Origin of the sequence: Streptomyces changchenzhani, assembly GCF_039766235.1 — a bacterium.
Lineage (GTDB): Bacteria > Actinomycetota > Actinomycetes > Streptomycetales > Streptomycetaceae > Streptomyces.
On record NZ_JBDHNH010000005.1, the window covers coordinates 457,735 to 480,262 of the forward strand.

Below are 22,528 nucleotides of genomic sequence, written 5' to 3' on the forward strand. Positions count from 1 at the left end.
TATATAGTCCAGTGTATGAGTGAACGCGGTCTGGAGAAGCGGCAGTTCGGGCACCGTGCCCGGCTGGCGCTCGCTCCTGCCGGGGTTCGCGCGGCGGATGATCAGGCGCACGCGGCCCGTACCCTGTGGAACCTTCTCCACGCGTGGTGGCAGATGATGCCGAAGGACAAGCGAACATTGGCGAACGCGGACGCCGCTATCCGCCAGGCCCGCAAGGACATCGACTTCCTGGCCGTCCTCCCCGCCCAGGCCGCGCAAGCGGTACTCAAGACGTACGTCCAGGCGTGGAAGAACTGCTGGGAGGGCCGCGCCGACGCCCCGAACTTCAAGGGCCGGCTGCGCACGGTGATGTCCGTGGACATCCCGCAGGGCCGGGATCTGAACATCAGCCGCGTGCACCGGCGCTGGGGCATGGCCAATATCCCCAAGGTGGGCCGGGTCCGCTTCCGTTGGACCAAAGACCTGCCCGTGGGCAAGCGTGCAGGCGCGGAGAACAGGATCACCGGGGCACGACTGATCAAGGACGCGCTCGGCTGGCACATCGCCTTCCGTGCCCAGACCCTGGAAGTCAAGCCCGAGCCCCACCAGGGACCGGACGTCGGCATCGACGTGGGCGTCACCGTGCCCCTTGCCCTGTCGGACGGCCAGACGTACGAGCACGGCGCATGGCTGACGGAGAAGGAAAAGGCCAAGCTCCTGCACTTGGAGCAGCGCGCCGCGCAGCGCAAGCAGCGCCGCAAGCCTGGCGAGCGCACCAGCCGCCGACTGCACCACACCTATGACCAGATCGCAGGACTGCGCGCGAAAGCCAAGCGCCGGGCCCTGGACTGGCAGCACCAGACGACCACCGCCATCGCCCGCACCTACGGCACGGTCGTGGTCGAGGCGCTCACCATCACGAACATGGTCAAGTCCGGCAGGGGAACCATCGAGGAGCCGGGGAAGAACGTGGCCCAGAAGTCCGGGCTGAACCGCGCCATCAGCGGGGAAGCGTGGGGCCGGACGGTCACCATGCTGACGTACAAGACCGCCCAGCTCGGCGGCGCCCTGCACAAGGTCCCTGCCCCCCACACTTCCCAACGCTGCTCCGCGTGTGGCTTCATCACGCCCGGCAGCCGGGAGAGTCAGGCCGTGTTCGTGTGCAAGAACCCGGACTGCGGATGGTCGGGCAACGCCGACCACAACGCGGCCCAAAACGTCTTGCACCTGTACCGGATGGGCCTCGCGCTCATCCCGGCTGCCGGGAGGGCAGTCGTCAGGCGTGCCAAGCGCGTCAAACCCGCTGCCGCAAGGTAAGCAGGAATCTCCCGGCTCCAGCCGGGAGAGCACTTCAAGGCGTCCCATTCCTCCAGGAGCCGCGCGTCCTGATCGCCAACGAGAAGCTCCTCAAGGCCTCCGGAGTCCGCATCCCCACCGCGGAGAAGCCGTGGAGCTGGGAGGAGTTCCGGCAGGTCACCAAGAAGCTGACCGGGAAGGGCAGGTTCGGCGTGGCCTGGCCGCTGAAGGAACCGGTCTCCGCCACCCTCAACCTCGGACTCTCGGCCGGCGGCGAGCTCTTCCACCGGGGCGACGACGGCAAGGTGAAGGTGCGCTTCACCGACGGCGACGCGGTGGTGCCCCGCACGATCCATGACCAGGTCAACACCGATGGCAGCGCGTCCAGTTCGACTCTGGGCATGGGCGGCTCAGACACCCTGCCCGGTCTTTTTCGGCGGCAAGTACGCGATGGTGCCGCTGGGCTTCTCGTTCCGTCAGCAGATCGTCCAGCAGGCCCCCCGAGGGCTTCGACTGGAAGGTGCTGCCCGCCCCGGCCGGCAGCGAGGGCCCGACCCAGGGCGTGAGCCCGCAGACCCTCTCGGTGGCCGAGGACAGCCCGTACAAGAAGGAGGCGGTGGAGTTCATCGACTTCCTGCTCCAGCCGGAGAACATGGTGCGGCTGGCCAAGGGCGACTGGATGCTGCCGACCGGTACCCGGGCGCTCAAGGATCCGTCGCTGCGTACCGAAAAGGACGACTGGGCCACCGGCACCGCCCTCGCTGAGCAGCTGCGCTCGGCGCCCGCCCAGTCGGTGCGCGGCTACCCGGAGTGGAAGGACAAGGTCGCCACCCCTGCCTACGAGGAGTACTACAGCGGTGCGATCGATCTCGATGAGCTGGAGAAACGCTTGGTCAAGGACGGGAATCTCGTGCTGGCCCGCTATCAGCGCTGATCGGGGACGCTCAAAACATGTTGCACGAGACGTCTCGTCTCGTTAAAGTGACGGCATGACTTCATCGAAGCGTGCGCGCAGCCATATCGCCATGTTCTCCATCGCCGCTCCGGGGCACGTCAACCCGAGCATCGAAGTGGTCCGCGAGCTTGTCGCGCGTGGACACCGCGTCACCTACGCGATCCCCGCGTCCTTCGCCGGCAAGGTCGCCGAGACCGGCGCCGAGCCCGTCGTCTATACCTCGGTCCTCCCCACCGACGACGACCCCGAGGCGTGGGGCACCGAGCTGATCGACAACATCGAGCCATTCCTCGCCGACGCCGTCCAGACGCTGCCGCAGCTGATCGAGGTGTACGAGGGCGACGAGCCGGACCTTGTCATCCACGACATCACCGCCTACCCGGCGCCCGTCCTCGCCCACCGCTGGGGCGTGCCCGCCCTCTCGCTCTCCCCGAACCTGGTGGCCTGGGAGGGGTACGAGGAGGAGTTCGCCGAACCGCTGTTCCGCGAGCTCAGGCAGTCCGAGCGCGGCAAGGCGTACTTCGACCGCTTCCGGGCCTGGCTCGAAAGCAACGGCCTGCCCGACACGGACCCCGACCGGTTCGTGGGCCGCCCCCGCCGCAGTATTGTGCTGATCCCCGAGGTGCTCCAGCCCCATGCCGACCGGGTCGACGCGTCCGTGTACACCTTCGTCGGCGCCTGCCAGGGCAAGCGTGCCGGGCAGGGGGAGTGGCGGCGCCCGGCCGGGGTCGAAAAGGTACTGCTGGTCTCGCTCGGCTCGACGTTCACCAAGCAGCCCGCCTTCTACCGTGCCTGCATCGAGGCCTTCGGCTCCCTGCCCCGCTGGCACGTCGTACTCCAGATCGGCAAGCACGTCGACGCGGCCGACCTCGGCGACATCCCCGAAAGCGTCGAAGTTCACAGCTGGGTACCGCAGTTGGGCATCCTTGAGCAGGCCGACGTCTTCATCACGCATGCGGGCGCCGGCGGCAGCCGCGAGGGGCTCGCCACCGGCACCCCGATGGTCGCGGTGCCGCAGGCCGTCGACCAGTTCGGCAACGCCGACATGCTCGTGTCGCTGGGTGTCGCCCGCCGCATCGACGCCGAGGAAGCCACCGCCGAGGCGCTCAGGACGGCGGTTCTCGGCCTGCTGGCGGACCCCGAAGTGGCCCGCAGGGCCGAGGAGATCCGCCTCGGCATGGGATCCGAGGGCGGCATCGAGCGGGCAGCCGACCTCATCGAGGCCGAACTGCCCGCCCGGTGACGCACGTTCTCGGCACAGCGTGACCGTCAGACCCGCACCCGCTCGGACTCCACCGAAGGCGCGGGCGGCGGTGGCGAGGCCACCACCGACTCGTCGTGTGTCAGGTCCGGCAGCCACCGCAGCCACTTGGGCAGATACCAGTTGCGGTCGTCGAGCAGCGCCTGCATTGACAGGGTGCCGAAGATGGCGAACACCGCCACCATGATGATCGCCGCACCGAGCCGTCCTCGGCCTGGATCAGCACTGTCTCGCCCGCCGGCTCCTCAAGCCCCGCGTCCTCGACGATCCGCATCGCCTGCCCGACCTCGCCGGACAGTTGCTGGCCTTCCTTCACGTCGACGCGGCCGTCCCGTCCCGCGCTCTGCCTTGCCCATGCCCCGTCGCCCCCTCGTCAGCGGTGGCGGCACCGCGCCGCGACCTCCGCTTCGAAGCTATGGCGGTGGGTGGCCCGTCTCGTCGTGCGTGCAGGGGAGGCGTAGATCGCCCGTCTCCTCCCTGCGCGTCGGCGGGCTCCTCATCAAGGCGGAAGAGGTGGATGAACGCCCCTTACACGTAAAGGAGTTGCAAGGTGTGTGTCCGACTTGGGGAGGCCTGCCCCGATTTTTATTACGAAAGCCTGTTTAGTAAGTGACAGGCTCATATAGCTCTTGATCTGAGCGCGTCAATCAGTAAGTGTTTCGACCCAGTCGCCGGAGATCTTCCGGGCCGGTGACTGATCCCCCCACAAATCTGCACGAGGAGACCCCTCTTCATGGCAATTCACAAGCGCACGAACAAGATCAGGCTCACCGCGGCGATAACCGCCGTCGCGGCCGCGGCCGGTGTCACCCTGCTCAACTCGCCCTTCGCCGGCGCGGCTCCGGCCCAGGGAATCGTGTACGGGGCCGACGCCAAGGGCGCGGTGTCCGGCAGCTACATCGTGATGCTGGACCAGAAGGCCGACAAGCAGGACCTGGCCAAGGAGTACGGCGGCACGCTCAAGCGCAACTACAAGTCCGCCATCAACGGCTTCTCGGCCAACGGCCTTTCGGAGACCGAGGCCAAGCGCCTGGCCGCCGACCCGGCCGTCGCCAAGGTCGTGCAGAACAAGAAGTTCAGCATCGACGCCACCCAGGACAACCCGCCGTCCTGGGGCATCGACCGGATCGACCAGGCCGACACGGCCGGCGACAGCAAGTACACCTACCCGGACAGCGCGGGCGAGGGTGTCACGGCGTACGTCATCGACACCGGTGTCCGCATCACGCACAAGGACCTCGCGGGCCGCGCCACCCACGGCTTCGACGCCGTGGACAACGACACCTCCGCCGACGACGGCAACGGCCACGGCACACACGTCGCCGGAACCATCGGCGGATCCGCCCACGGGGTGGCCAAGAAGGCGAAGATCGTGGCCGTCAGGGTCCTCGACGACAACGGCTCCGGCACGACCGAAGGCGTCGTCGCGGGCATCGACTGGGTCACCACGAACCACAAGGGCCCGTCCGTCGCCAACATGAGCCTCGGCGGCGGCGCCGACGAGGCCCTCGACGAGGCCGTACGCAAGTCCATCGCCTCCGGCGTCACCTACGGCGTCGCCGCGGGCAATGACTCCAGCGACGCGAGCGGCAGCTCCCCGGCCCGGGTGAAGGAGGCCATCACGGTCGCCTCCAGCACCAAGGACGACGCGCAGTCCGACTTCTCCAACTTCGGCGAGATCGTGGACATCTACGCGCCGGGCTCGGACATCACCTCCTCGTGGAACGACAGCGACGAGGGCACGAAGACCATCTCCGGTACGTCCATGGCGACCCCCCACGTCGTGGGCGCCGCCGCGGTCTACCTGGCGGGCCACCAGGACGCCACTCCGGAGCAGGTCGCCACCGCGCTGACGGGCGGTGCGACCGCGGACAAGATCAGCAACCCGAGCGCAGGCACGCCGAACAAGCTACTGAAGGTCGTTGAGTAGGAATCACCTCGCAGCACTGAGCCGGCGGTCACCGTGCCCTCCCCCACGGGGTGCGGCGACCGCCTCTCTTTTTGCTGCGTACGCCTATCTTTCTGTACATGACCACGACATACGCGGCGCTGCTGCGTGGCATCAATGTGAGCGGGCACCGGAAGGTCCCGATGGCGGAATTGCGCGCCCTGATGACCGACCTGGGCCACGCGAACGTCTCCACCTACCTCCAGAGCGGCAACGCGGTCTTCACCAGTGAAGCCGACGAGGCGGACGACGCGGACGACGCCGAGGACGTGCTCGCCGCGGGCCTGGGGCGGGCCGTCGAGGCGCACTTCGGGTTCACCGTCGACATCCTGGTCCGCAGCGCCGCGTATCTGAGCGCCGTCGCCGACGCCTGCCCCTTCCCGGCCGCGGAGCTTGAGGGCAAACAGCTGCACGTCACCTACTGCTCGGAGCCACTCACCCCCGAGCGGTTCGCCCGGATCGACCCGGCGGCGTATCTGCCCGAGGAGTTCAGGCTCGGCGACCGGGCCCTGTATCTGTACGCCCCGAACGGTCTCGGCCGCTCGAAGCTCGGCGAGGCACTGGCCAGACCCGCCCTCCTCAAGGGCGTGATCGCCACCTCCCGCAACTGGAACACCGTCGTCAAGCTGGCGGAGATGACCCGTGACTGAGCCGTCCCCCGCCGTCGAAGCGGGCGTCGAAGCGACCATCGAGGGCGAACTGCGGCTCCTCGACCCGGCCGTCCGTGCCTCCGCCGAACTCCTCGCGGAACTCCTCCACCCGGAATTCAGCGAGTTCGGGGCCTCGGGCCGCCACTGGGACCGGGACTCGATCGTCGCCGCGCTCACCGCCGAGGGTGCGTCGGCGCCCAGCCCGATCACCGCCTCCCGGATGCGAGGCGTCCAACTCGCCCCCGACCTGGTGCACCTCACCTTCGACATCCGGTCGGGCGACCGCCACTCCCACCGCAGTTCCCTGTGGCGTCTTACGGACAGGGGCTGGCTCCTGTACTTCCACCAAGGCACTCCGTGCAGTGCCACCGCATAGCCTCCACCCGTATGGCAGGCTCGCACGCATGCGCTACATCATCATTGGAGCAGGAGCGGTCGGCGGCACCATCGGCGGAAGGCTCGCCGAGAGCGGATACGACGTGGTGCTCGTCGCACGCGGCGCGCATTACGAGGCCCTGCGCGCCGGAGGGCTGCGGCTGACCACCCCCGAAGGCACCCAGGTCCACCAACTGCCCGTTGTCCAGGGCCCGGACGATCTCGCGCCGCTGCGCAGCGACGACGTACTCGTCCTGGCCGTGAAGACCCAGGACAGCACGGCGGCGCTCGACGCCTGGAGCGCCTGCCCGGTCACCGGCGGCGGCACAGCGGGCGAACTGCTGCCCCTGGTCTGCGCACAGAACGGCGTCGAGAGCGAACGCCTCGCGTTGCGCCGCTTCCGCCGCGTCCACGCCATGTGCGTCTGGCTGCCCGCCACCCACATCGAGCCGGGTGCCGTCTCCGCCGCGGGCACCCCGCAGTCCGGCATGCTGCACCTCGGCCGCTACCCCACGGGCACCGACGAGACCGCCCGGCACATCGCCGCCGACCTGGAGAAGTCCCGCTTCCTCGCCCCGGTCGTACCGGACGTGATGCGCTGGAAGTACGCCAAGCTGCTGAGCAACCTGGCCAACGCGATCGAGGCCGTCTCCGGCCTGCTCACCAGCGACGGGGGCCGGGCCCTGTTCGCACGCGCCCTCGCCGAGGGGCAGGCCGTGCTCGCCGCCGCGGGCATCGAGGCCGCGGGCAGGGAGGAGCAGGCCGAGGCGCGCGACGGCCGGATCATGTTCGACCCCTTTGACGGCTCGGAGCGCGTCGGCGGCTCCTCCTGGCAGAGCCTCGACCGCGGCACGGGCACGATCGAGGCGGACTACCTCAACGGTGAGATCGCCCTGCTCGGCCGGCTCCACGGCGTCCCCACACCGGTCAACGACACCCTGCAGCGTCTCGCCAACTCCTTCGCCCGCGAGCGCCGGGCAGCCAGCTCCATGACCGTGGGCGAACTGGTGCAAGTCGTCGACGCCGCAGCAGGAACGACCGAAGTGGCCCACTGATGCCTCGCCCGAATGGCCCGGGGGGCTAGGGCATTTCGTCGCCGGCCTCGTCCGTATGACCAGGGCCGGTCACGCCGACAAGGACGGTGCGAGCTGCTCCCGGTGCGCGTGGAAGCGCGTGAGGATCAGCCGCGCCAGCTCGGGTGCGTCTCCGAGTACGTCGGCGCACACATCGGCGGCCTGCGCGCCGTTCACGATGCGGTCGGGCAGCCGGCCCGGCGCGATGACGTACGGCGCGACGGCCACCCGCTCGCAGCCGGCCGCGCGGAGTTCCCGTACCGCGTCCTCGGTGCGGGGGAGTGATGCGGAGGCGAACGCAGGCCGCACGGCGCACCAACCGGTGTGCCGCAGCTCCCGCGCGATTTCAGCGATCACTGCGATCGCCTCCGGGTCTGTGGAGCCCGCCGAGGCCAGGACCAGCCCGGTCGAGCGCTTGTCGCCGGGGGTGAGCCCGGCCTCGTACAGCCGCCGCTCCACGGCGCTGAGCAGCAGTGGCGACGGGCCGAGCACCTCGGCCTGCTGGATACGCAGCTGCGGCAGTCGCGCCGAGGCCTCGTGCAGCACGGCGGGGATGTCGGACTTGGCGTGGAAGGCGCGGGTCAGCAGCAGGGGTACAGCCACCACGTCCCGTACGCCCTGCGCCGCCAGCCGCTCCAGGACGCGTGGGACGGCGGGAGCGTTGAAGTCCAGGAAGGCGGTCTCCACCCGCAGGCCCGGCCGCAGCCACCGCACGCGCTCGCTGAGCGCGTGGACGGTGGCCGCGTGCCGCGGGTCGCGGCTGCCGTGGGCGATGAGGAGAAGCACGGGAGGAGGCATGAGGGATCAGCTCTTGACGAGGAGACCGCGGCCGCGCAGTACGCGCCGCTCCAGCGGGGAGAATATGAGCAGGTCGATGGCGATGCCGACGAACAGGATCAGTAGGATGGCGAGGAAGACGCCCGGCATGTCGAAGTTGCTCCGGCCGTTCTCCAGCAACTGGCCCAGTCCCAGGCCGAGTTCGGGTGAGGACGCGATGATCTCGGCTGCCATCAGCGACCGCCAGGAGAACGCCCAGCCCTGCTTCAGGCCCGCCAGATAGCCGGGCAGCGCGGCCGGCATCACAATGTGCCAGGCGCCCCGCAGGCCCGTCGCGCCCAGGGTGCGACCCGCTCGCAGATAGAGCGGGGATATCTGGTCGACGCCCGCGACCAGGCCGTTGGCGATGGAAGGCACCGCGCCGAGCAGGATCACGGCGTACATCATCGAGTTGTTGAGGCCGAGCCAGATCACGGCCGGCGGCACCCAGGCCACCGAGGGCAGCGACTGGAGGCCGGACAGCAGCGGGCCGATCGCGGCCCGGACGAACTTCACCCGGGCGACCAGCAGGCCGAGGGGCGTGCCGATCGCCAGCGCCAGCAGAAAGCCGAGCAGACCGCGCGAAACGCTCGTCCAGACGACTTCGAGCAGCGTGCCCTGCAGCCACAGCTCGGACACGCTGTCCCATACGAGGCCGGGTCCCGGCAGCTTCGACTCGTCGGTGACCTTCGCCCAGACAAGGCCTTGCCACACGACGATGACCAGGGCGATGGCCGTCAGCGGCGGCAGCGCCTTCTGGAGCAGCACCTGGCGCACCGGAGTGCGGTGCACCTGTACGGCGTCCAGTGCGTCCAGCCCGGCTTCGAGCCCGGCGAGGTCGCTGCGGTCGGCCTTGGTCTCAGTGCTGGCCATGGCGGCGGATCTCCCCACGCAGTTCTTCAGTGATCTCGACGGACAGCTCCGCCACGGCGGGATCCTCGATACGGCGCGGCTGCGGAATGTCCACCTGCCACTCGTGGGCGACCCGCCCCGGGCGTGAGGACAGCAGGACGACGCGCTGGGCGAGCCGAACGGCCTCGCGGACGTTGTGGGTGACGAACAGGACGGAGACGTTCGTCTCGCGCCAGATCCGGGTCAGTTCGTCGTGCAGGACATCACGCGTGATGGCGTCCAGGGCCGCGAACGGCTCGTCCATCAGCAGCAGTTGGCTGTCCTGGGCGAACGCGCGGGCCATCGCGACCCGCTGCCGCATGCCCCCGGAGAGCTCGTGCACGCGCTTGCCGTGCGCGCCCTGGAGCCGTACCAGCTCCAGCAGCCGCTCGGCCTCACCGCGCCGTTCCGCCTTCGGTACGCCGCGCATCCGCAGCGCCAGTTCGATGTTCTTGCCCGCGGTCAGCCACGGGAACAGGGCGTGCTCCTGGAACATCAGGGCCGGCCGTCCGCCGGGGGTCTCGATGGACCCCGCGGTCGGGCGGTCGAGTCCCGCGACCAGATTGAGCAGCGTCGACTTCCCGCACCCGGAGGCTCCCAGGAGGGTGACGAACTCACCCGGCGCGACATCGAGGGTGATGTCGTCCAGGACGAGCTGCTGTCCGGCGGGGCCGCCGAACGACTTCGAGACGTGCTCGATACGCGCGGCATGCGTCACCGCAGCACCTGCGTCGGTCGCGGCCTTGGCGAGAGCAGTGGTCATGGTCGTCACCTCCTGGGAACTTGTGCGGATGGGCTACTTGACGCCGAGACCGGCGTCGGAGACCTCGGGCTTGCCGTCGGCCTTGAGGATCTTGTTCAGCAGCGTCAGGTCGTAGATGCCGCCGAGCTCGGGCTCCTTGAGCAGGCCGGCCTTCACCGCGTGCTCGGCCTGGGACTCCAGGGTGGACGCCAGCGGGTCGTTGGTGATCTGGATCGACTTCCACGCCGGGTCGATGATCCCGGGCTTCAACGCCTTGCCGGAGAGCTCCTTCAGCTTTGCGTTGGCGGCGGCCTTGGCCTCGGTCGGGTTGGCGTTGATCCAGGTGTTGGTCTTCACCGAACCGCGCAGCACGGCCTCGACCACGTCCGGGTGCTCCTTGAGGAACTTCTGCGACACGATGAGGTTCGTGATCACGAACTTCTTGTCCGGCCACAGGTCGGACTCGTCGAGCAGTACCTTGGCGCCCTCGGAGACCAGCTTCGACGCGGTCGGCTCAGGTACCCAAGCGCCGTCGATGGAGCCGGACTTGTAGGCATCCGGGGTGATCTTGTTGTCCGTACGGACCACGCTGACGTCGCCCTTGCCGCTCTGCGCGTCGACCTTCCAGCCCTTGCTCGCGGCCCAGTTGAGGAAGGCCACATCCTGGGTGTTGCCGATCTGCGGGGTGGCGATCTTCTTGCCCTTGACGTCGTCCAGGGTCTTGATCTTCTTCGGATTGACCACGAGCTTCACGCCGCCCGCCGCCGAACCGCCGATGATGCGCAGGCTCTTGCCCTGGGACTTGACGTACGCGTTGATGGAAGGCGAGGGGCCGATCCAGCCGATGTCGATCGATCCGGCGTTGAGCGCCTCGATTTCCGACGGGCCCGCGTTGAACGTCGCCGACGTGAGCTGGGTGCCGCCCAGTTCCTTCTGGATGATGCCCTGCTTGTCGCCGACCAGAGCGGTGGCGTGCGTGAGATTGGGGAAGTAGCCGATCCGTACGGTGTCGACGGAGAGCTTCTTGCCCTCGGCGGCGGCATTGGCCTTCTCCGAGCCGTCGTCCTTGGCGTCGGAGCCATAACCGCACGCGCCGAGCGCGCCGATCAGCAGGGGCAGTGCGGCGGCGGCAGCGATACTGCGGCGCAGGGAGGGTCGGTTGGCACGCACGGGAGGTGTTCCTCTCGTTGGCCCGGTGCTACGTCACTGGTGACGCGACCGGGAAGTCGGCAGGTTTTCGTCTGTACGGCTTGTGGGGGGTGCGGGCGCGCATGCGGTGCGCGTACGTCATCACGCACATCGCGCCACCCCGCCCGTTCCCGCGCCGAGCCTGCCGCTGCCGATGCGTCCGCCCTCTTTCGCGAACGTCGCGTAGATGTCGATGCTCATCAGAAGTCCCAGCCCTCGTCGTCGGCCACGGCCACCACGTCGGGGGCGGCGAACGAGTCGCCCGCCATGCCGGCCGCCAGCGTCGTACCGTCGGCCGGGTCGATCAGCAGGAAGGAACCGGTGCGCCGCGAGTCGGCGTACGCGTCGAGCGCCAGCGGCTCGGCGGTACGGACCACCACCCGGCCGATGTCGTTGGTGACCAGCTGCCCGGGGGCCGGGTGCTGGGACAGGTCGTCCAGGGTGAGCCGGGACGGGATGTCCTTGACGATCGCCTTGACCGTGCGGGTGGTGTGCTTGAGCAGGACCCGCTGCCCGACGACGAGCGGCTGGTCGGCCACATGGCAGACCGTCGCCTCGACGTCCCGGGTGGTGCGCGGGGCCGTCGCGCTCGGCGCGATCATGTCGCCGCGCGAGATGTCCAGGTCGTCGGCGAGGGTGACCGTCACCGATTGCGGGGCCCAGGCGATGTCCGTCGGGTTGCCCAGTGCATCGATCCCGGTGACCGTGCTCGTACGGCCCGAAGGCAGCACGGTCACGGCCTCGCCGACGCGCAGCGCGCCGGAGGCGATCTGGCCTGCGTAACCGCGGTAGTCGGGCAGCTCGGCGGTCTGCGGGCGGATGACGTACTGCACCGGGAAGCGGCCGGGGCAGTCGGCCATGTCGTGGCTGACCGGCACCGACTCCAGGTGCTCCAGGACGGTGGGGCCGCCGTACCAGTCCATGTGCGCGGAGGGCTCCACCACGTTGTCACCGGCCAGCGCCGAGATTGGGATGGCGGTGATCTCGGGGACGCCGAGGGAGGCGGCGTACGCCGTGAACTCCTCGGCGATCGCGGCGAATACGGGCTCCGCGTACTCGACGAGGTCCATCTTGTTGACGGCGAGCACGACGTGCGGGACACGCAGCAGCGCCGCGACCGCCGCGTGCCGTCGGGTCTGCTCGACGACGCCGTTGCGGGCGTCGACCAGGACGACGGCCAGCTCGGCGGTGGAGGCGCCGGTGACCATGTTGCGGGTGTACTGCACATGCCCGGGGGTGTCGGCCAGGATGAAACGCCTGCGGGCCGTCGCGAAGTACCGGTAGGCGACATCGATGGTGATGCCCTGCTCGCGCTCGGCGCGCAGCCCGTCGGTGAGCAGCGCCAGGTCGGGCGCCGCCTGACCGCGCTTGAGTGACGCCGCCTCGACGGCCTCCAACTGGTCGGTGAGGATCGACTTCGAGTCGTGCAGCAGCCGGCCCACCAGGGTGGACTTGCCGTCGTCGACGGAGCCGGCGGTGGCGAAGCGCAGCAGGGTGGTGGTGCTCAACTGCTCGTTGATGGTGGTCATTTAGAAGTACCCCTCGCGCTTGCGGTCTTCCATCGCGGCCTCGGACATCTTGTCGTCGGCGCGGGTCGCGCCGCGCTCGGTGAGCCGGGAGGCGGCAATCTCGGTGATCACGGCGTCGAGCGTGGTGGCGTCGGAGTCGACGGCGCCGGTGCAGGACATGTCACCGACGGTGCGGTAGCGGATCAGGCGCGTCTCGACCTGCTCGTGCTCCTTGGGGCCGCCCCACTCACCCGCGGTCAGCCACATGCCCGCACGCTGGAATACCTCGCGCTCGTGGGCGTAGTAGATGGCCGGGAGTTCGATCTTCTCGCGGGCGATGTACTGCCACACGTCCAGCTCGGTCCAGTTGGAGAGCGGGAAGACCCGGACGTGCTCGCCGGGTGCGTGCCGGCCGTTGTAGAGCTGCCACAGCTCGGGGCGCTGCCGGCGCGGGTCCCACGCGGAGAACTCGTCGCGCAGCGAGAAGACCCGCTCCTTGGCGCGCGCCTTCTCCTCGTCCCGGCGCCCGCCGCCGAACACCGCGTCGAACCGCTCGGCCTGGATCTTCTCGGTCAGCGGCACGGTCTGCAGCGGATTGCGGACGCCGTCGGGGCGCTCGCGGAGCTTCCCGGCGTCGATGTACTCCTGTACGGAGGCGACATGCAGCCGCAGCCCGTGTTCGGCCACCGTGCGGTCGCGGTACTCAAGGACCTCCGGGAAGTTGTGCCCGGTGTCGACGTGCAGCAGGGTGAAGGGGACCTGCGCGGGCGCGAACGCCTTGAGCGCCAGGTGCAGCATGACGATCGAGTCCTTGCCGCCGGAGAAGAGAATCACCGGCCGCTCGAACTCACCCGCCACCTCGCGGAAGATGTGCACGGCCTCGGACTCCAGGGAGTCCAGGTGGCTGAGCGCGTAGGGGCTTTCCAGGCCCTCGGTGGCAGCGCCGGCGGTCGTCGTCATGCCAGACCCCTTTCGGTGAGCAGTACGTACAGGGCGTCCGCGGACTCCTGCACGGTCTGCTGGTGCGACTCGATCCGCAGGTCGGGCGACCGGGGTTCCTCGTAGGGGTCGTCGACCCCGGTGAGTCCCGATATCTCGCCGGCCGCCTGCTTGGCGTACAGACCCTTCACATCGCGTACGGAGCACACGTCCACCGGCGTGGCGACATGCACCTCCAGGTACGCGCTGCCCTCGGCCTGGTGGCGCTTGCGGACGGCCTCGCGGCTGTCGGCGTACGGCGCGATGACCGGCACGAGGGCCTTCACGCCGTTGGACGCCAGCAGCTCGGCGACAAAGCCGATGCGCTGGACATTGGTGTGCCGGTCCTCGCGGCTGAAGCCGAGGCCCGCCGAGAGGAACTCGCGGATCTCGTCCCCGTCGAGCACCTCGACCCGGTGGCCCTCGCCGCGCAGCCGGTCGGCCAGTGCGTGGGCGATGGTGGTCTTGCCGGCGCTCGGCAGACCCGTGAGCCAGATGGTGGCCCCAGTCACGTGGTTCTCCTGATCATTGGTCATCAGCCGTGCAGCCCGCATTCGGTCTTGTTGCGGCCGGCCCAGCGGCCGGCCCGGGCGTCCTCGCCCGCTTCCACCCGTCGGGTGCAGGGGGCGCAGCCCACCGACGCGTAGCCGTCCATCAGCAGCGGGTTGGTGAGGATACCGTGTTCGGCGACGTACGCGTCCACGTCGTTCTGCGTCCAGCGGGCGATCGGGGCGATCTTGACCTTCTGGCGCTTCTCGTCCCAGCTGACCACCGGGGTGTTCGCCCGGGTCGGGGACTCGTCGCGGCGCAGGCCCGTCGCCCAGGCCCGGTAGCCCTTCAGCCCGTCTTCGAGGGGCGCGACCTTGCGCAGCGCGCAGCACAGGTCGGGGTCGCGGTCATGGAGCTTCGGCCCGTACTCGGCGTCCTGCTCATCGACGGACTGCCACGGCAGCAGCGTGATGACGTTGACGTCCATCACGGCCTCGACCGCGTCCCGCGTCCCGATGGTCTCCGGGAAGTGGTAGCCCGTGTCGAGGAAGACGACGTCGACCCCGGGCCTGGCGCGTGAGGCGAGGTGCGCGACGACCGCGTCCTCCATGGAGGACGTCACGCAGAAGCGGTCACCGAAGGTCTCGGCGGCCCACTTGAGGATGTCCAGGGCTGAGGCGTCTTCGAGGTCCCGCCCGGCCTGTTCGGCCAGCGACTTGAGGCTTTCCTGCGTCTTCTTGTGGCTTTCCTGCGACTTGAGGTTTCCCTGAACAAGCGTCATATCTCGTCCCCTCCACCGTCGTTGCGCTGAACTCCCCGGCTGAGCAGCCCGAGGAACTTCAACTGGAAAGCGCGATTGCACGCCGCGCATTCCCAGGCGCCGTGACCCGTCTCGTTGGGACGCAGGTCCTCGTCGCCGCAGTACGGGCAGTAGAACGGCGCCGCTCGCTCGCTCATGCCAGGTCCTTGTCTTCGGCCCGCAGCGCCCAGGTCGCGAAGCGCTCGCCGTTCGCGCGTTGGTCCTGGAAGCGCAGCAGCACCCGCTCGATGTAGTCGGGCAGTTCGGTCGAAGTGACCTTCAGGCCACGGACCTTGCGGCCGAACCCGGCTTCGAGGCCGAGCGCGCCGCCCAGGTGGACCTGGAAGCCCTCGACCTGGTTGCCGGCGGCGTCCAGCATCAGCTGGCCCTTGAGTCCGATGTCGGCGACCTGGATGCGGGCGCAGGCGTTCGGGCAGCCGTTGAGGTTGATGGTGATGGGCTGGTCGAACGCCGGGATGCGCCGCTCCAGTTCGTCGATCAGCGAGGCGCCGCGCGCCTTGGTCTCGACGATCGCCAGCTTGCAGAACTCGATGCCGGTGCAGGCCATCGTGCCCCGCCGGAACGGCGAGGGAGTGACCCGTAGGTCCAGTGCTTCCAGCCCCGCGACGAGCGAATCGACCTGTGCCTCTTCGACGTCGAGCACGATCATCTTCTGCTCGGCGGTGGTCCGCAGCCGGCCCGAGCCATGGGCCCCGGCCAGGTCGGCGATCTTCGTCAGCTTTGTGCCGTCCACGCGTCCGACACGCGGTGCGAAGCCGACGTAGAAGCGGCCGTCCTTCTGCTTGTGCACCCCGAGGTGGTCGCGCCACGTCCCGGTGGGCTGCTCGGGCGCGGGGCCGTCGACCAGCTTGTACTTGAGGTACTCGTCCTCCAGGATCCGGCGGAACTTCTCGGGACCCCAGTCGGCGACGAGGAACTTCAGACGGGCGCGGGTGCGCAGCCGCCGGTAGCCGTAGTCGCGGAAGATGCCGATGACACCGCCGTAGACGTCCGGCACCTCGTCGAGCGGCACCCAGGCGCCGAGCCTGACGCCCAGCTTGGGGTTGGTGGACAGGCCGCCGCCGACCCACAGGTCGAAGCCGGGGCCGTGCTCGGGGTGCTCGACGCCGACGAAGGCGATGTCGTTGATCTCGTGCGCCACATCGAGCTGCGGGGAGCCCGAGATCGCGGACTTGAACTTCCGCGGCAGGTTGGAGAAGTCGGGGTTGCCGATGAAGCGGCGCTGGATCTCGTCGATGGCGGACGAACCGTCGATGATCTCGTTCTCGGCGACGCCCGCCACGGGGGAGCCGAGGATCACCCGGGGAGTGTCACCGCAGGCCTCGGTGGTGGACAGGCCCACGCCCTCCAGGCGGCGCCAGATCTCCGGGACGTCCTCGATCCTGATCCAGTGGTACTGGACGTTCTGCCGGTCGGTGAGGTCGGCGGTCCCGCGCGCGAACTCCTCGGAGACCTCGCCGATGACCCGCAGCTGCTCGGTGGTCAGCCGCCCGCCGTCGATACGGACCCGGAGCATGAAGTACTCGTCGTCCAGCTCCTCCGGCTCCAGGATCGCGGTCTTGCCGCCGTCGATGCCGGGCCTGCGCTGGGTGTAGAGACCCCACCAGCGCATACGTCCGCGCAGGTCATTGGGGTCGATCGAGTCGAATCCGCGCTTCGAGTAGATCGTCTCAATGCGTGTCCGCACATTGAGACCGTCGTCGTCCTTCTTGAACTGCTCATTGCCGTTGAGGGGAGTGAAGTGACCCACGGCCCACTGACCTTCGCCACGGTGGCGTCCGGCCTTGCGGCGGGGCGCGGGGGCGGCGGGCTGTTCGGGAGTGGCGGCCATGGTGGTTCGTCCTTCTCTGGCGGCTCGAAGAGGTGCGGAACGATGGCGACCGTACCTCTGCGACCTGCGTGAACGCGGTCAGGCGCGACATGGCGAGATAGTCCGGCAGGCACCCGGAGATCACATGCGCGACAGGGGGGGATTAGCTCGTCCGCGACTGCGGGGACGGCGGAGAACTCGACAGTGCTGGTGCTGTCAGCCCGCCGGACAGATGGCGCTGGACATGCGGCCGAGGTCGACGTGCCGCCGACTCACCAAGGCAACTCCAGCTGAAGACATGACGGAAGCGTGTCACGCGCATCTCGGACCAGTCCACCACTGACCAACATGTGGACAACACTGTCTCGAAGAATGAGACGGTGTGTTGTCGGTCACTCGGGGAGGGAGGGCGGAGGGGGCGGCCGGTCAGGCATTTTCCTCCGGCCACAGGCCCTCGGATGTGACATCGGGCTCCTCGGTCGTCTTCGTTTCGAACAGCCGGAAACCGCGGCTCTGGTAGTTGTCCATCGCGTGCGGCCCGTCCTTGCTGCACGTGTGCACCCACACCCGCTTCGTCTCCGGCCGGTCCGGCCAACGCTCCGCGAGGTCCCAGGCCCGTGCGACGCCGTACGCCAGCAGATGCCCACCGATCCGCCGCCCCCTGAAGGCCGGGATCAGACCGAAGTACATGACCTCGACAACGCCCTCGTCCTGCGCAACCAGCTCGACGTAACCCGCCGGGGTGCCCTTCTCGTACGCCACCCAGGTCTCGGTCCCGGGCTGCTCCACCGTCTCCCGCCACTGCGCGTAGGTCAGGGCGAGCCGGTCCGTCCATCGGATGTCGCCGCCCACCGCGGTGTAGAGGAAGCGGCTGAACTCCGGAGAGGGGATCTCGGCCCGTACGATCCGGACGTCACCCGCGGGCTCCTTGGCCGGCCGCAGATCGGCGGGCGAGGTCTGTTCCAGGGACCAGGTGGTCACCGTGATGCTGCTGCTCATGCGAGCCAGAGAACCATGCGCCGCCGCTCCGGCCAAAGTGGAACCCCGCCCTCAGTCATCGGACGCACCCCGGGGTGCGACATCCGGCTGCCTGCGCCGCGCACGCACGATCGCCGGGGCCGTGGAGCGCGGCAGCAGATCCGCCGGGTGCTCCGGGAGAACGACCTCCACCTCCATCTCGTCCACGAAGCGGTACGGACGGTGCGCGAGGACCTCCGCGAGATGCCGCCGCAGCCGCGACATCTCCGCGCGCACGGTCACCGTGCGCGTCGGATCCCCGAACAGCTCGGCCGCCAGCTCCGCCGCGCTGCGCCCCTCGCGGTGCACGCTCAGCAGATACAGCAGCTCGGCATGGCGGGGGGAGAGCGTCTGGGTCCACTGCCCCGCCGCGCCGGACACGGTCACCGTCGACTGCCGCCGCCCGCTCAGATCCAGCACGACCCGGTTCGCCGCTTCCTCGTCCGGGGCCGACGAGGTCTCGTCGACCCGAATCAGCCAGCCGCCCGGCAGCGGCTCCACCGTGCACATGCCCAGCGACGCCAGCCATCTGCGGCCCGCGCCGAAGGACTTGGTCAGCGGCAGCCGGTCGACCGGCGGCATCCCGGTCACCGCGGCGAGCCAGCCGTGCGAGTCCACCGCCAGCGCCCGGCCGCCCAGTCGGCACAGGATGGGCGCGGCCACCGCACGCAGCCGCTCGATCGTCACGAGATGCCGGTCGCGCAGCTCACCGACGGCCAGCCGCGCCACCGAGTCGACCAGGGCGAGCATCGCCGGGTGGAACGTGGAGTCGGGCCCGCTCACATCGATGATGCCAAGGAGCCGCCCGTCCCTGGGGTCGTGCACCGGCGCCGCCGCGCACGTCCAGTGGTGCAGCGTACGGACGAAGTGCTCGGCCGAGTGCACCTGTACGGGCACCCGCGACTCCAGGGCGGTGCCGATCGCGTTGGTGCCCGTGGAGTCCTCGCTCCACGCGGCGCCCTCCTCCAGACAGATGCCGTTGGCCCGGCGCAGGACACCGCGGTTGCCATCACGCCACAGCACCCGGCCCTCCGCGTCCGTGACGACCATGATCTGCTGCGACGCGTCGGTGATCGCGGCGAGCCCCTTGCTGAGCGCGGGCAGCAGCTCGCCGAGCGCGGTGGTCCTGCGGCGCCGCTCCATCTCGTCGGCCGGCAGCAGCAGACTGCTGGTGGACTGCTCGGGATTGATCCCGATACGCAGCATCCGCTGCCACGAGGCGTCGATGACGGGGCGCGGCGCGATGCGCGAAGGCTCGCCGGAGAGCACGGCGTCCCGTATCCCGTGCAGCGCGCGAACAGTCTCGGCGGTATGCCGGGAGCCCTGCAGGGCGCTGTCGGGTGGGCGGAACTTCAATGGATACTCCCCGACGGGCACGGACACGGGCACTCGACGTCAGACGCTCAGACGCTCAAGGGCCATCGTGCCTCGCCGTCGGACGCCGCGTGGTGCACTCCGTGCAACCCGGTGCAACCGGTGCAACCGGTGCAACGCTATGCAACTCCATGCAACCCTCGCGCGCCCCGGCCCGGTTGTACGAGGGTGGCTTGTGCTCGGCCGGGCTGATGCCGCGTCGGCGCAGCATCAACCCGGCCGAGCCGCGGCGTCTACGGGACGTCCGGCACCTTCGCGCGCGCCCGCTCCACGACGGACCCCAGGTCGAGGGTGTGCGGCAGCGTCCCGAAGGCCGTGCCCCAGTCCCCGCCGAGCCTCGAAGCGCAGAACGCGTCCGCGACCTCCGGCGGCGCCCAGCGCACCAGCAGCGAGCCCTGCAGCACCAGCGCCATCCGCTCCACCAGCCGACGCGCCCGCCCTTCCATGCCGTCCAGGTCGGCGAGTTCGGTCAGCAGCCCCTTGATCGCCCCGTCCAGCCGGTGATCGGCCCCGCGCGCCTGGCCGACCTCGGTGAGGAAGGCGTTGAGCGCCTGCGGCTCACGCTGCAACGCCCGCAGAACGTCCAGGGCCTGTACGTTCCCCGAGCCCTCCCAGATCGAGTTGAGCGGCGACTCGCGCAGCAGCCGGGGCATGCCCGACTCCTCGACGTAGCCGTTGCCGCCCAGACACTCCAGGGCCTCCGCCGTGACCGGCGTGCACCGCTTCGTCACCCAGTACTTGGCGGCCGGCACCGCGAGCCGCAGCAGGGCCCGGTCCTGCTCGGTGTCGCTGTCGTAGGCCGCGGCGAGCCGCAGCGCGAGCGTCGTCGCCGCCTCCGACTCCAGGGCCAGGTCGGCCAGCACATTGCGCATCAGCGGCTTGTCGATGAGCTTGCCGCCGAACGCGCCCCGGTACGCCGCGTGGTGCGTGGCCTGCGCCACGGCCTGGCGCATCAGCGCCGCCGAGCCGATCACACAGTCGAGCCGGGTGGCCGCCACCATCTCGATGATGGTGCGCACCCCGCGCCCCTCCTCACCGACCAGCCGCGCCCAGGTCCCGTCGAACTCCACCTCGCTCGACGCATTGGACCTATTGCCCAGTTTGTCCTTGAGGCGCTGGATCTGGAACACATTGCGCGTCCCGTCCGCCAGCACCCGGGGCACCAGGAAGCAGCTCAGGCCGCCCGGTGCCTGCGCCAGCACCAGGAAGCCGTCGCACATCGGCGCCGAGCAGAACCACTTGTGCCCGGTGAGCAGATACTCGCCCTCACCTGCCAGCGGCTGGGCGCTCGTCGTGTTCGCCCGGACGTCGCTGCCGCCCTGCTTCTCCGTCATACCCATGCCGAAGAGCGCCCCGGCCTTGAGCGGCCCGGCCCGCAGATCCTGCTCGTACACATGAGAGGTGAGCCGGGGCTCCCACTCGGCGGCGAGCACCGGGTCCGTGCGCAGCGCGGGGACCGCCGCGTGTGTCATGGACAGCGGGCAGCCATGACCGGCCTCGGCCTGCGTCCACACCAGGAAACCGGCCGCGCGCCGGACATGCCCGCCCGGCCTGCCCCAGGCGTCCGTAAGACCCGCCGCGACCGCGTGCCCGAGGAGGCGGTGCCAGGACGGGTGGAAGTCGACCTCGTCGATCCGGTTCCCGTAGCGGTCGTGCGTCCGCAGAACCGGTGGGTTCTCATTGGCCCGCGCCCCCCATTCCTGGGCCTGCACGGATCCGGCGCTCCGGCCGAGCTCCGACAGTTCGCTCTGTACTTCGTCGAGGATCGAGGGGTCCGTATGCCGTTCAACTGCCTCGGACAGGGTCCGGTCGGCGGTGAAGACGTCGTACCCCACCAGGGGCGGAGCCTGATTGGTCACTGTGTGGGTGCTGGCTGCCATGCCGCTACGGTAAGGAGGTGCAGGCAGCAAAAGAAACACCCGAACGGCCCGAGGGCCGACTCCGCCGGGCCCGAGTGCACTACCGCAACGTCTCCAAGCGCAAGTTGGCCTGGTTGCTGCTGAAGGACACGGTCAACTCGTGCATCGAGTACCGCATCCTGGGTCTCGCCGCCGAGGCCGCGTTCTTCACCCTGCTGTCCCTGCCGCCCCTGCTGCTCGGCATGATCGGTCTGCTCGGCTACGTCGACGCGTGGACCAGCGCCGAGTCGGTCGCCTCCATCGAGAAGAACATCCTGACCGCCGCCGAGGCCGTCCTGTCCGACCGCGGTGTCAACGACTTCGCCAAACCGCTCCTCGCGGACGTCACCAAGGGCGCCAGCCCCGACATCATCTCGATCGGCTTCGCGATCGCCCTGTGGTCCGGCTCCCGGGCCGTCAACGTCTTCATCGACACCATCACGGTGATGTACGGCCTCGACGGCCACCGCGGCATCGTCAAGACCCGGCTGCTCGCCTTCCTGCTGTACATCGTCGCGCTGATCATCGGCGCGGTGGTGCTGCCGCTGATGGTGGTGGGTCCCGACCGGGTGGTGGACCTCGTCCCGTTCGGCACGGAAGTCGTCAGTGTCCTGTACTGGCCCGTGGTGATACTGCTGTCCGTCATCTTCCTCACCACGCTCTACCACGTCTCGGTGCCCGTCCGTTCGCCCTGGATCGAGGATGTACCCGGCGCACTGGTTGCCCTGGGCATGTGGGTGCTCGGCAGCTTCCTGCTCCGTATCTACCTGACCAGGACCGTCGAGGGCCTCACCATCTACGGCTCCCTCGCGGCTCCCATCGCCGTGCTCCTGTGGATCGGCATCTCCGCCTTCGCCGTCCTGGTGGGCGCCGCGGTCAACGCCGCCATCGACGGCGTCTGGCCCTCGGTCGCCACCGCAGCGGCCCGCGAGGCCAATGACCGGGTCCGTACGGCGCAGGCGGCGGCGGTGATCGCGCGTGCCGAGGCGGTGCGCGCGGCGGGCGAGAGCGACGACTACGACGCGTCCGACCCGGACATGCCATCGGAGTTCCCGGAGCGCTGGTCGAGGTTCCTGCCCCCGGACGATCTGAAGTCCCGGCTGCACACCGGCCGGGACAAGGAGACCCGGGAGGCGCGCGCGGCGCGCGAGGCACGGGAGGCGCGCGAGGCAGCGGAGAACCAGGAGCCCCGGGAGCCTCAGAAGCCCCGTGAGCAGCGCCCCTAGCGGGCCGGTGGAACGGCCGGTGCGCCGTCCGCCGACGAGGCGCTCATCGCGGGCTGCGCCGACCCCCACAGGACGCGTATGCCGCCGGGCAGGGTCGCCTCGACGTGCGGCTGGGAATCGGCCTCGGCCGGGACATCGAGGCCGAGCTTGCGGTTGGATGCACCGTAGGCCGGGAGGTGCGCGCGGCTCTTGAAGAAATCGGACGTCCGGACGACGGGGCGTCATGGATTCGTA

General features: G+C 69.5%; 21 protein-coding genes and 2 pseudogenes. 8 read left to right on the forward strand and 15 right to left on the reverse strand.

The annotated features are described in order from the left end of the window. Window positions 1-15 precede the first annotated feature (15 nt). The 3 genes and pseudogenes from ABCR94_RS18990 (at window position 16) to mgt (ending at window position 3,473) form a co-directional block, all read left to right on the forward strand. Window positions 16-1,296, forward strand: coding sequence for an RNA-guided endonuclease InsQ/TnpB family protein (locus tag ABCR94_RS18990; RefSeq protein ID WP_347120574.1), 1,281 nt, complete (start codon window positions 16-18; stop codon window positions 1,294-1,296). Window positions 1,297-1,319: 23 nt separating this feature from the next. After that, window positions 1,320-2,209: pseudogene (locus ABCR94_RS18995) on the forward strand (ABC transporter substrate-binding protein); the annotation flags it as partial. A 17-nt stretch (window positions 2,210-2,226) separates the two neighbouring features. After that, window positions 2,227-3,473 (forward strand): annotated as a pseudogene (mgt, locus tag ABCR94_RS19000) (macrolide-inactivating glycosyltransferase). A 26-nt stretch (window positions 3,474-3,499) separates the two neighbouring features. On the opposite strand, the gene ABCR94_RS19005 reads toward mgt, so the two are convergent. Continuing rightward, window positions 3,500-3,667 carry a hypothetical protein gene (locus tag ABCR94_RS19005; RefSeq protein ID WP_521977334.1) on the reverse strand — a complete coding sequence of 56 codons (168 nt, stop codon included), beginning with the start codon at window positions 3,665-3,667 and terminating at the stop codon, window positions 3,500-3,502. Between the two features lie 557 nt (window positions 3,668-4,224). Between ABCR94_RS19005 and ABCR94_RS19010 the strand changes: the two genes are divergently transcribed. The 4 genes from ABCR94_RS19010 to ABCR94_RS19025 all read left to right on the forward strand — a co-directional run bounded on the left by ABCR94_RS19010 (window position 4,225) and on the right by ABCR94_RS19025 (window position 7,519). Next, window positions 4,225-5,421 (forward strand): S8 family peptidase, encoded by a 1,197-nt coding sequence (locus tag ABCR94_RS19010; RefSeq protein ID WP_347120577.1) that lies wholly within the window; start codon window positions 4,225-4,227, stop codon window positions 5,419-5,421. Window positions 5,422-5,519: 98 nt separating this feature from the next. Next, complete coding sequence (locus ABCR94_RS19015; RefSeq protein ID WP_347120578.1) at window positions 5,520-6,089, forward strand: DUF1697 domain-containing protein; 570 nt, start codon at window positions 5,520-5,522, stop codon at window positions 6,087-6,089. Continuing rightward, the gene (locus ABCR94_RS19020; protein WP_347120579.1) at window positions 6,082-6,465 is read left to right on the forward strand and encodes a nuclear transport factor 2 family protein; all 384 of its coding nucleotides are present in this window, start codon (window positions 6,082-6,084) and stop codon (window positions 6,463-6,465) included. The genes ABCR94_RS19015 and ABCR94_RS19020 overlap by 8 nt, the downstream gene beginning before the upstream one ends. 28 nt (window positions 6,466-6,493) lie before the next feature. Continuing rightward, window positions 6,494-7,519, forward strand: coding sequence for a ketopantoate reductase family protein (locus tag ABCR94_RS19025; protein WP_347120580.1), 1,026 nt, complete (start codon window positions 6,494-6,496; stop codon window positions 7,517-7,519). Window positions 7,520-7,588: 69 nt separating this feature from the next. Here ABCR94_RS19025 and ABCR94_RS19030 read toward each other — a convergent pair whose 3' ends face one another. From ABCR94_RS19030 to ABCR94_RS19090, 14 genes are all read right to left on the reverse strand, one after another. Then, complete coding sequence (locus tag ABCR94_RS19030) at window positions 7,589-8,335, reverse strand: sirohydrochlorin chelatase (protein ID WP_347120581.1); 747 nt, start codon at window positions 8,333-8,335, stop codon at window positions 7,589-7,591. A 6-nt stretch (window positions 8,336-8,341) separates the two neighbouring features. Then, window positions 8,342-9,226 carry an ABC transporter permease gene (locus tag ABCR94_RS19035; protein ID WP_347120582.1) on the reverse strand — a complete coding sequence of 295 codons (885 nt, stop codon included), beginning with the start codon at window positions 9,224-9,226 and terminating at the stop codon, window positions 8,342-8,344. Next, window positions 9,213-10,007 carry an ABC transporter ATP-binding protein gene (locus ABCR94_RS19040; protein WP_347120583.1) on the reverse strand — a complete coding sequence of 265 codons (795 nt, stop codon included), beginning with the start codon at window positions 10,005-10,007 and terminating at the stop codon, window positions 9,213-9,215. Before ABCR94_RS19040 ends, ABCR94_RS19035 begins: the two co-directional genes overlap by 14 nt. A 33-nt stretch (window positions 10,008-10,040) precedes the next feature. Next, window positions 10,041-11,156 carry an ABC transporter substrate-binding protein gene (locus ABCR94_RS19045; RefSeq protein ID WP_347120584.1) on the reverse strand — a complete coding sequence of 372 codons (1,116 nt, stop codon included), beginning with the start codon at window positions 11,154-11,156 and terminating at the stop codon, window positions 10,041-10,043. A gap of 218 nt (window positions 11,157-11,374) precedes the next feature. Then, on the reverse strand, window positions 11,375-12,703 hold the full coding sequence (gene cysN / locus ABCR94_RS19050; RefSeq protein WP_347120586.1) for a sulfate adenylyltransferase subunit CysN: 1,329 nt from the start codon (window positions 12,701-12,703) through the stop codon (window positions 11,375-11,377). Next, window positions 12,704-13,642: a sulfate adenylyltransferase subunit CysD gene (gene cysD / locus ABCR94_RS19055; protein WP_347120588.1), complete on the reverse strand. Its 939-nt coding sequence runs from the start codon at window positions 13,640-13,642 to the stop codon at window positions 12,704-12,706. Further along, window positions 13,639-14,196, reverse strand: coding sequence for an adenylyl-sulfate kinase (gene cysC / locus ABCR94_RS19060; RefSeq protein WP_347120590.1), 558 nt, complete (start codon window positions 14,194-14,196; stop codon window positions 13,639-13,641). The genes cysD and cysC overlap by 4 nt, the downstream gene beginning before the upstream one ends. After that, window positions 14,196-14,930 (reverse strand): phosphoadenylyl-sulfate reductase, encoded by a 735-nt coding sequence (locus tag ABCR94_RS19065; protein WP_347120592.1) that lies wholly within the window; start codon window positions 14,928-14,930, stop codon window positions 14,196-14,198. Before ABCR94_RS19065 ends, cysC begins: the two co-directional genes overlap by 1 nt. Beyond that, window positions 14,927-15,106: a hypothetical protein gene (locus tag ABCR94_RS19070; RefSeq protein WP_274563445.1), complete on the reverse strand. Its 180-nt coding sequence runs from the start codon at window positions 15,104-15,106 to the stop codon at window positions 14,927-14,929. Before ABCR94_RS19070 ends, ABCR94_RS19065 begins: the two co-directional genes overlap by 4 nt. Then, window positions 15,103-16,800 (reverse strand): nitrite/sulfite reductase, encoded by a 1,698-nt coding sequence (locus tag ABCR94_RS19075; protein ID WP_347120593.1) that lies wholly within the window; start codon window positions 16,798-16,800, stop codon window positions 15,103-15,105. The genes ABCR94_RS19070 and ABCR94_RS19075 overlap by 4 nt, the downstream gene beginning before the upstream one ends. A gap of 195 nt (window positions 16,801-16,995) precedes the next feature. Further along, window positions 16,996-17,079 (reverse strand): putative leader peptide, encoded by an 84-nt coding sequence (locus ABCR94_RS39145; RefSeq protein WP_349362105.1) that lies wholly within the window; start codon window positions 17,077-17,079, stop codon window positions 16,996-16,998. A gap of 126 nt (window positions 17,080-17,205) precedes the next feature. Next, window positions 17,206-17,778, reverse strand: coding sequence for a GNAT family N-acetyltransferase (locus ABCR94_RS19080; protein ID WP_347120594.1), 573 nt, complete (start codon window positions 17,776-17,778; stop codon window positions 17,206-17,208). A 51-nt stretch (window positions 17,779-17,829) separates the two neighbouring features. After that, window positions 17,830-19,152: a GAF domain-containing protein gene (locus ABCR94_RS19085; protein ID WP_347120596.1), complete on the reverse strand. Its 1,323-nt coding sequence runs from the start codon at window positions 19,150-19,152 to the stop codon at window positions 17,830-17,832. A 251-nt stretch (window positions 19,153-19,403) separates the two neighbouring features. After that, window positions 19,404-21,050, reverse strand: coding sequence for an acyl-CoA dehydrogenase family protein (locus ABCR94_RS19090; protein ID WP_347120598.1), 1,647 nt, complete (start codon window positions 21,048-21,050; stop codon window positions 19,404-19,406). Between the two features lie 17 nt (window positions 21,051-21,067). On the opposite strand from ABCR94_RS19090, the gene ABCR94_RS19095 reads away from it, so the two are divergent. Then, complete coding sequence (locus ABCR94_RS19095; RefSeq protein ID WP_347120599.1) at window positions 21,068-22,294, forward strand: YihY/virulence factor BrkB family protein; 1,227 nt, start codon at window positions 21,068-21,070, stop codon at window positions 22,292-22,294. Window positions 22,295-22,528: the final 234 nt, after the last annotated feature.

Bases quoted from the DNA above. Each gene is read 5' to 3' on its own strand.
- ABCR94_RS18990 (WP_347120574.1), top strand. From the start codon at position 16: ATGAGTGAACGCGGTCTGGAGAAGCGGCAGTTCGGGCACCGTGCCCGG.
- ABCR94_RS19010 (WP_347120577.1), top strand. From the start codon at position 4,225: ATGGCAATTCACAAGCGCACGAACAAGATCAGGCTCACCGCGGCGATA.
- ABCR94_RS19015 (WP_347120578.1), top strand. From the start codon at position 5,520: ATGACCACGACATACGCGGCGCTGCTGCGTGGCATCAATGTGAGCGGG.
- ABCR94_RS19025 (WP_347120580.1), top strand. From the start codon at position 6,494: ATGCGCTACATCATCATTGGAGCAGGAGCGGTCGGCGGCACCATCGGC.
- ABCR94_RS19030 (WP_347120581.1), bottom strand. From the start codon at position 8,335: ATGCCTCCTCCCGTGCTTCTCCTCATCGCCCACGGCAGCCGCGACCCG.
- ABCR94_RS19035 (WP_347120582.1), bottom strand. From the start codon at position 9,226: ATGGCCAGCACTGAGACCAAGGCCGACCGCAGCGACCTCGCCGGGCTC.
- ABCR94_RS19040 (WP_347120583.1), bottom strand. From the start codon at position 10,007: ATGACCACTGCTCTCGCCAAGGCCGCGACCGACGCAGGTGCTGCGGTG.
- cysN (WP_347120586.1), bottom strand. From the start codon at position 12,703: ATGACCACCATCAACGAGCAGTTGAGCACCACCACCCTGCTGCGCTTC.
- cysD (WP_347120588.1), bottom strand. From the start codon at position 13,642: ATGACGACGACCGCCGGCGCTGCCACCGAGGGCCTGGAAAGCCCCTAC.
- cysC (WP_347120590.1), bottom strand. From the start codon at position 14,196: ATGACCAATGATCAGGAGAACCACGTGACTGGGGCCACCATCTGGCTC.
- ABCR94_RS19065 (WP_347120592.1), bottom strand. From the start codon at position 14,930: ATGACGCTTGTTCAGGGAAACCTCAAGTCGCAGGAAAGCCACAAGAAG.
- ABCR94_RS19070 (WP_274563445.1), bottom strand. From the start codon at position 15,106: ATGAGCGAGCGAGCGGCGCCGTTCTACTGCCCGTACTGCGGCGACGAG.
- ABCR94_RS19075 (WP_347120593.1), bottom strand. From the start codon at position 16,800: ATGGCCGCCACTCCCGAACAGCCCGCCGCCCCCGCGCCCCGCCGCAAG.
- ABCR94_RS39145 (WP_349362105.1), bottom strand. From the start codon at position 17,079: ATGTCTTCAGCTGGAGTTGCCTTGGTGAGTCGGCGGCACGTCGACCTC.
- ABCR94_RS19080 (WP_347120594.1), bottom strand. From the start codon at position 17,778: ATGAGCAGCAGCATCACGGTGACCACCTGGTCCCTGGAACAGACCTCG.
- ABCR94_RS19090 (WP_347120598.1), bottom strand. From the start codon at position 21,050: ATGGCAGCCAGCACCCACACAGTGACCAATCAGGCTCCGCCCCTGGTG.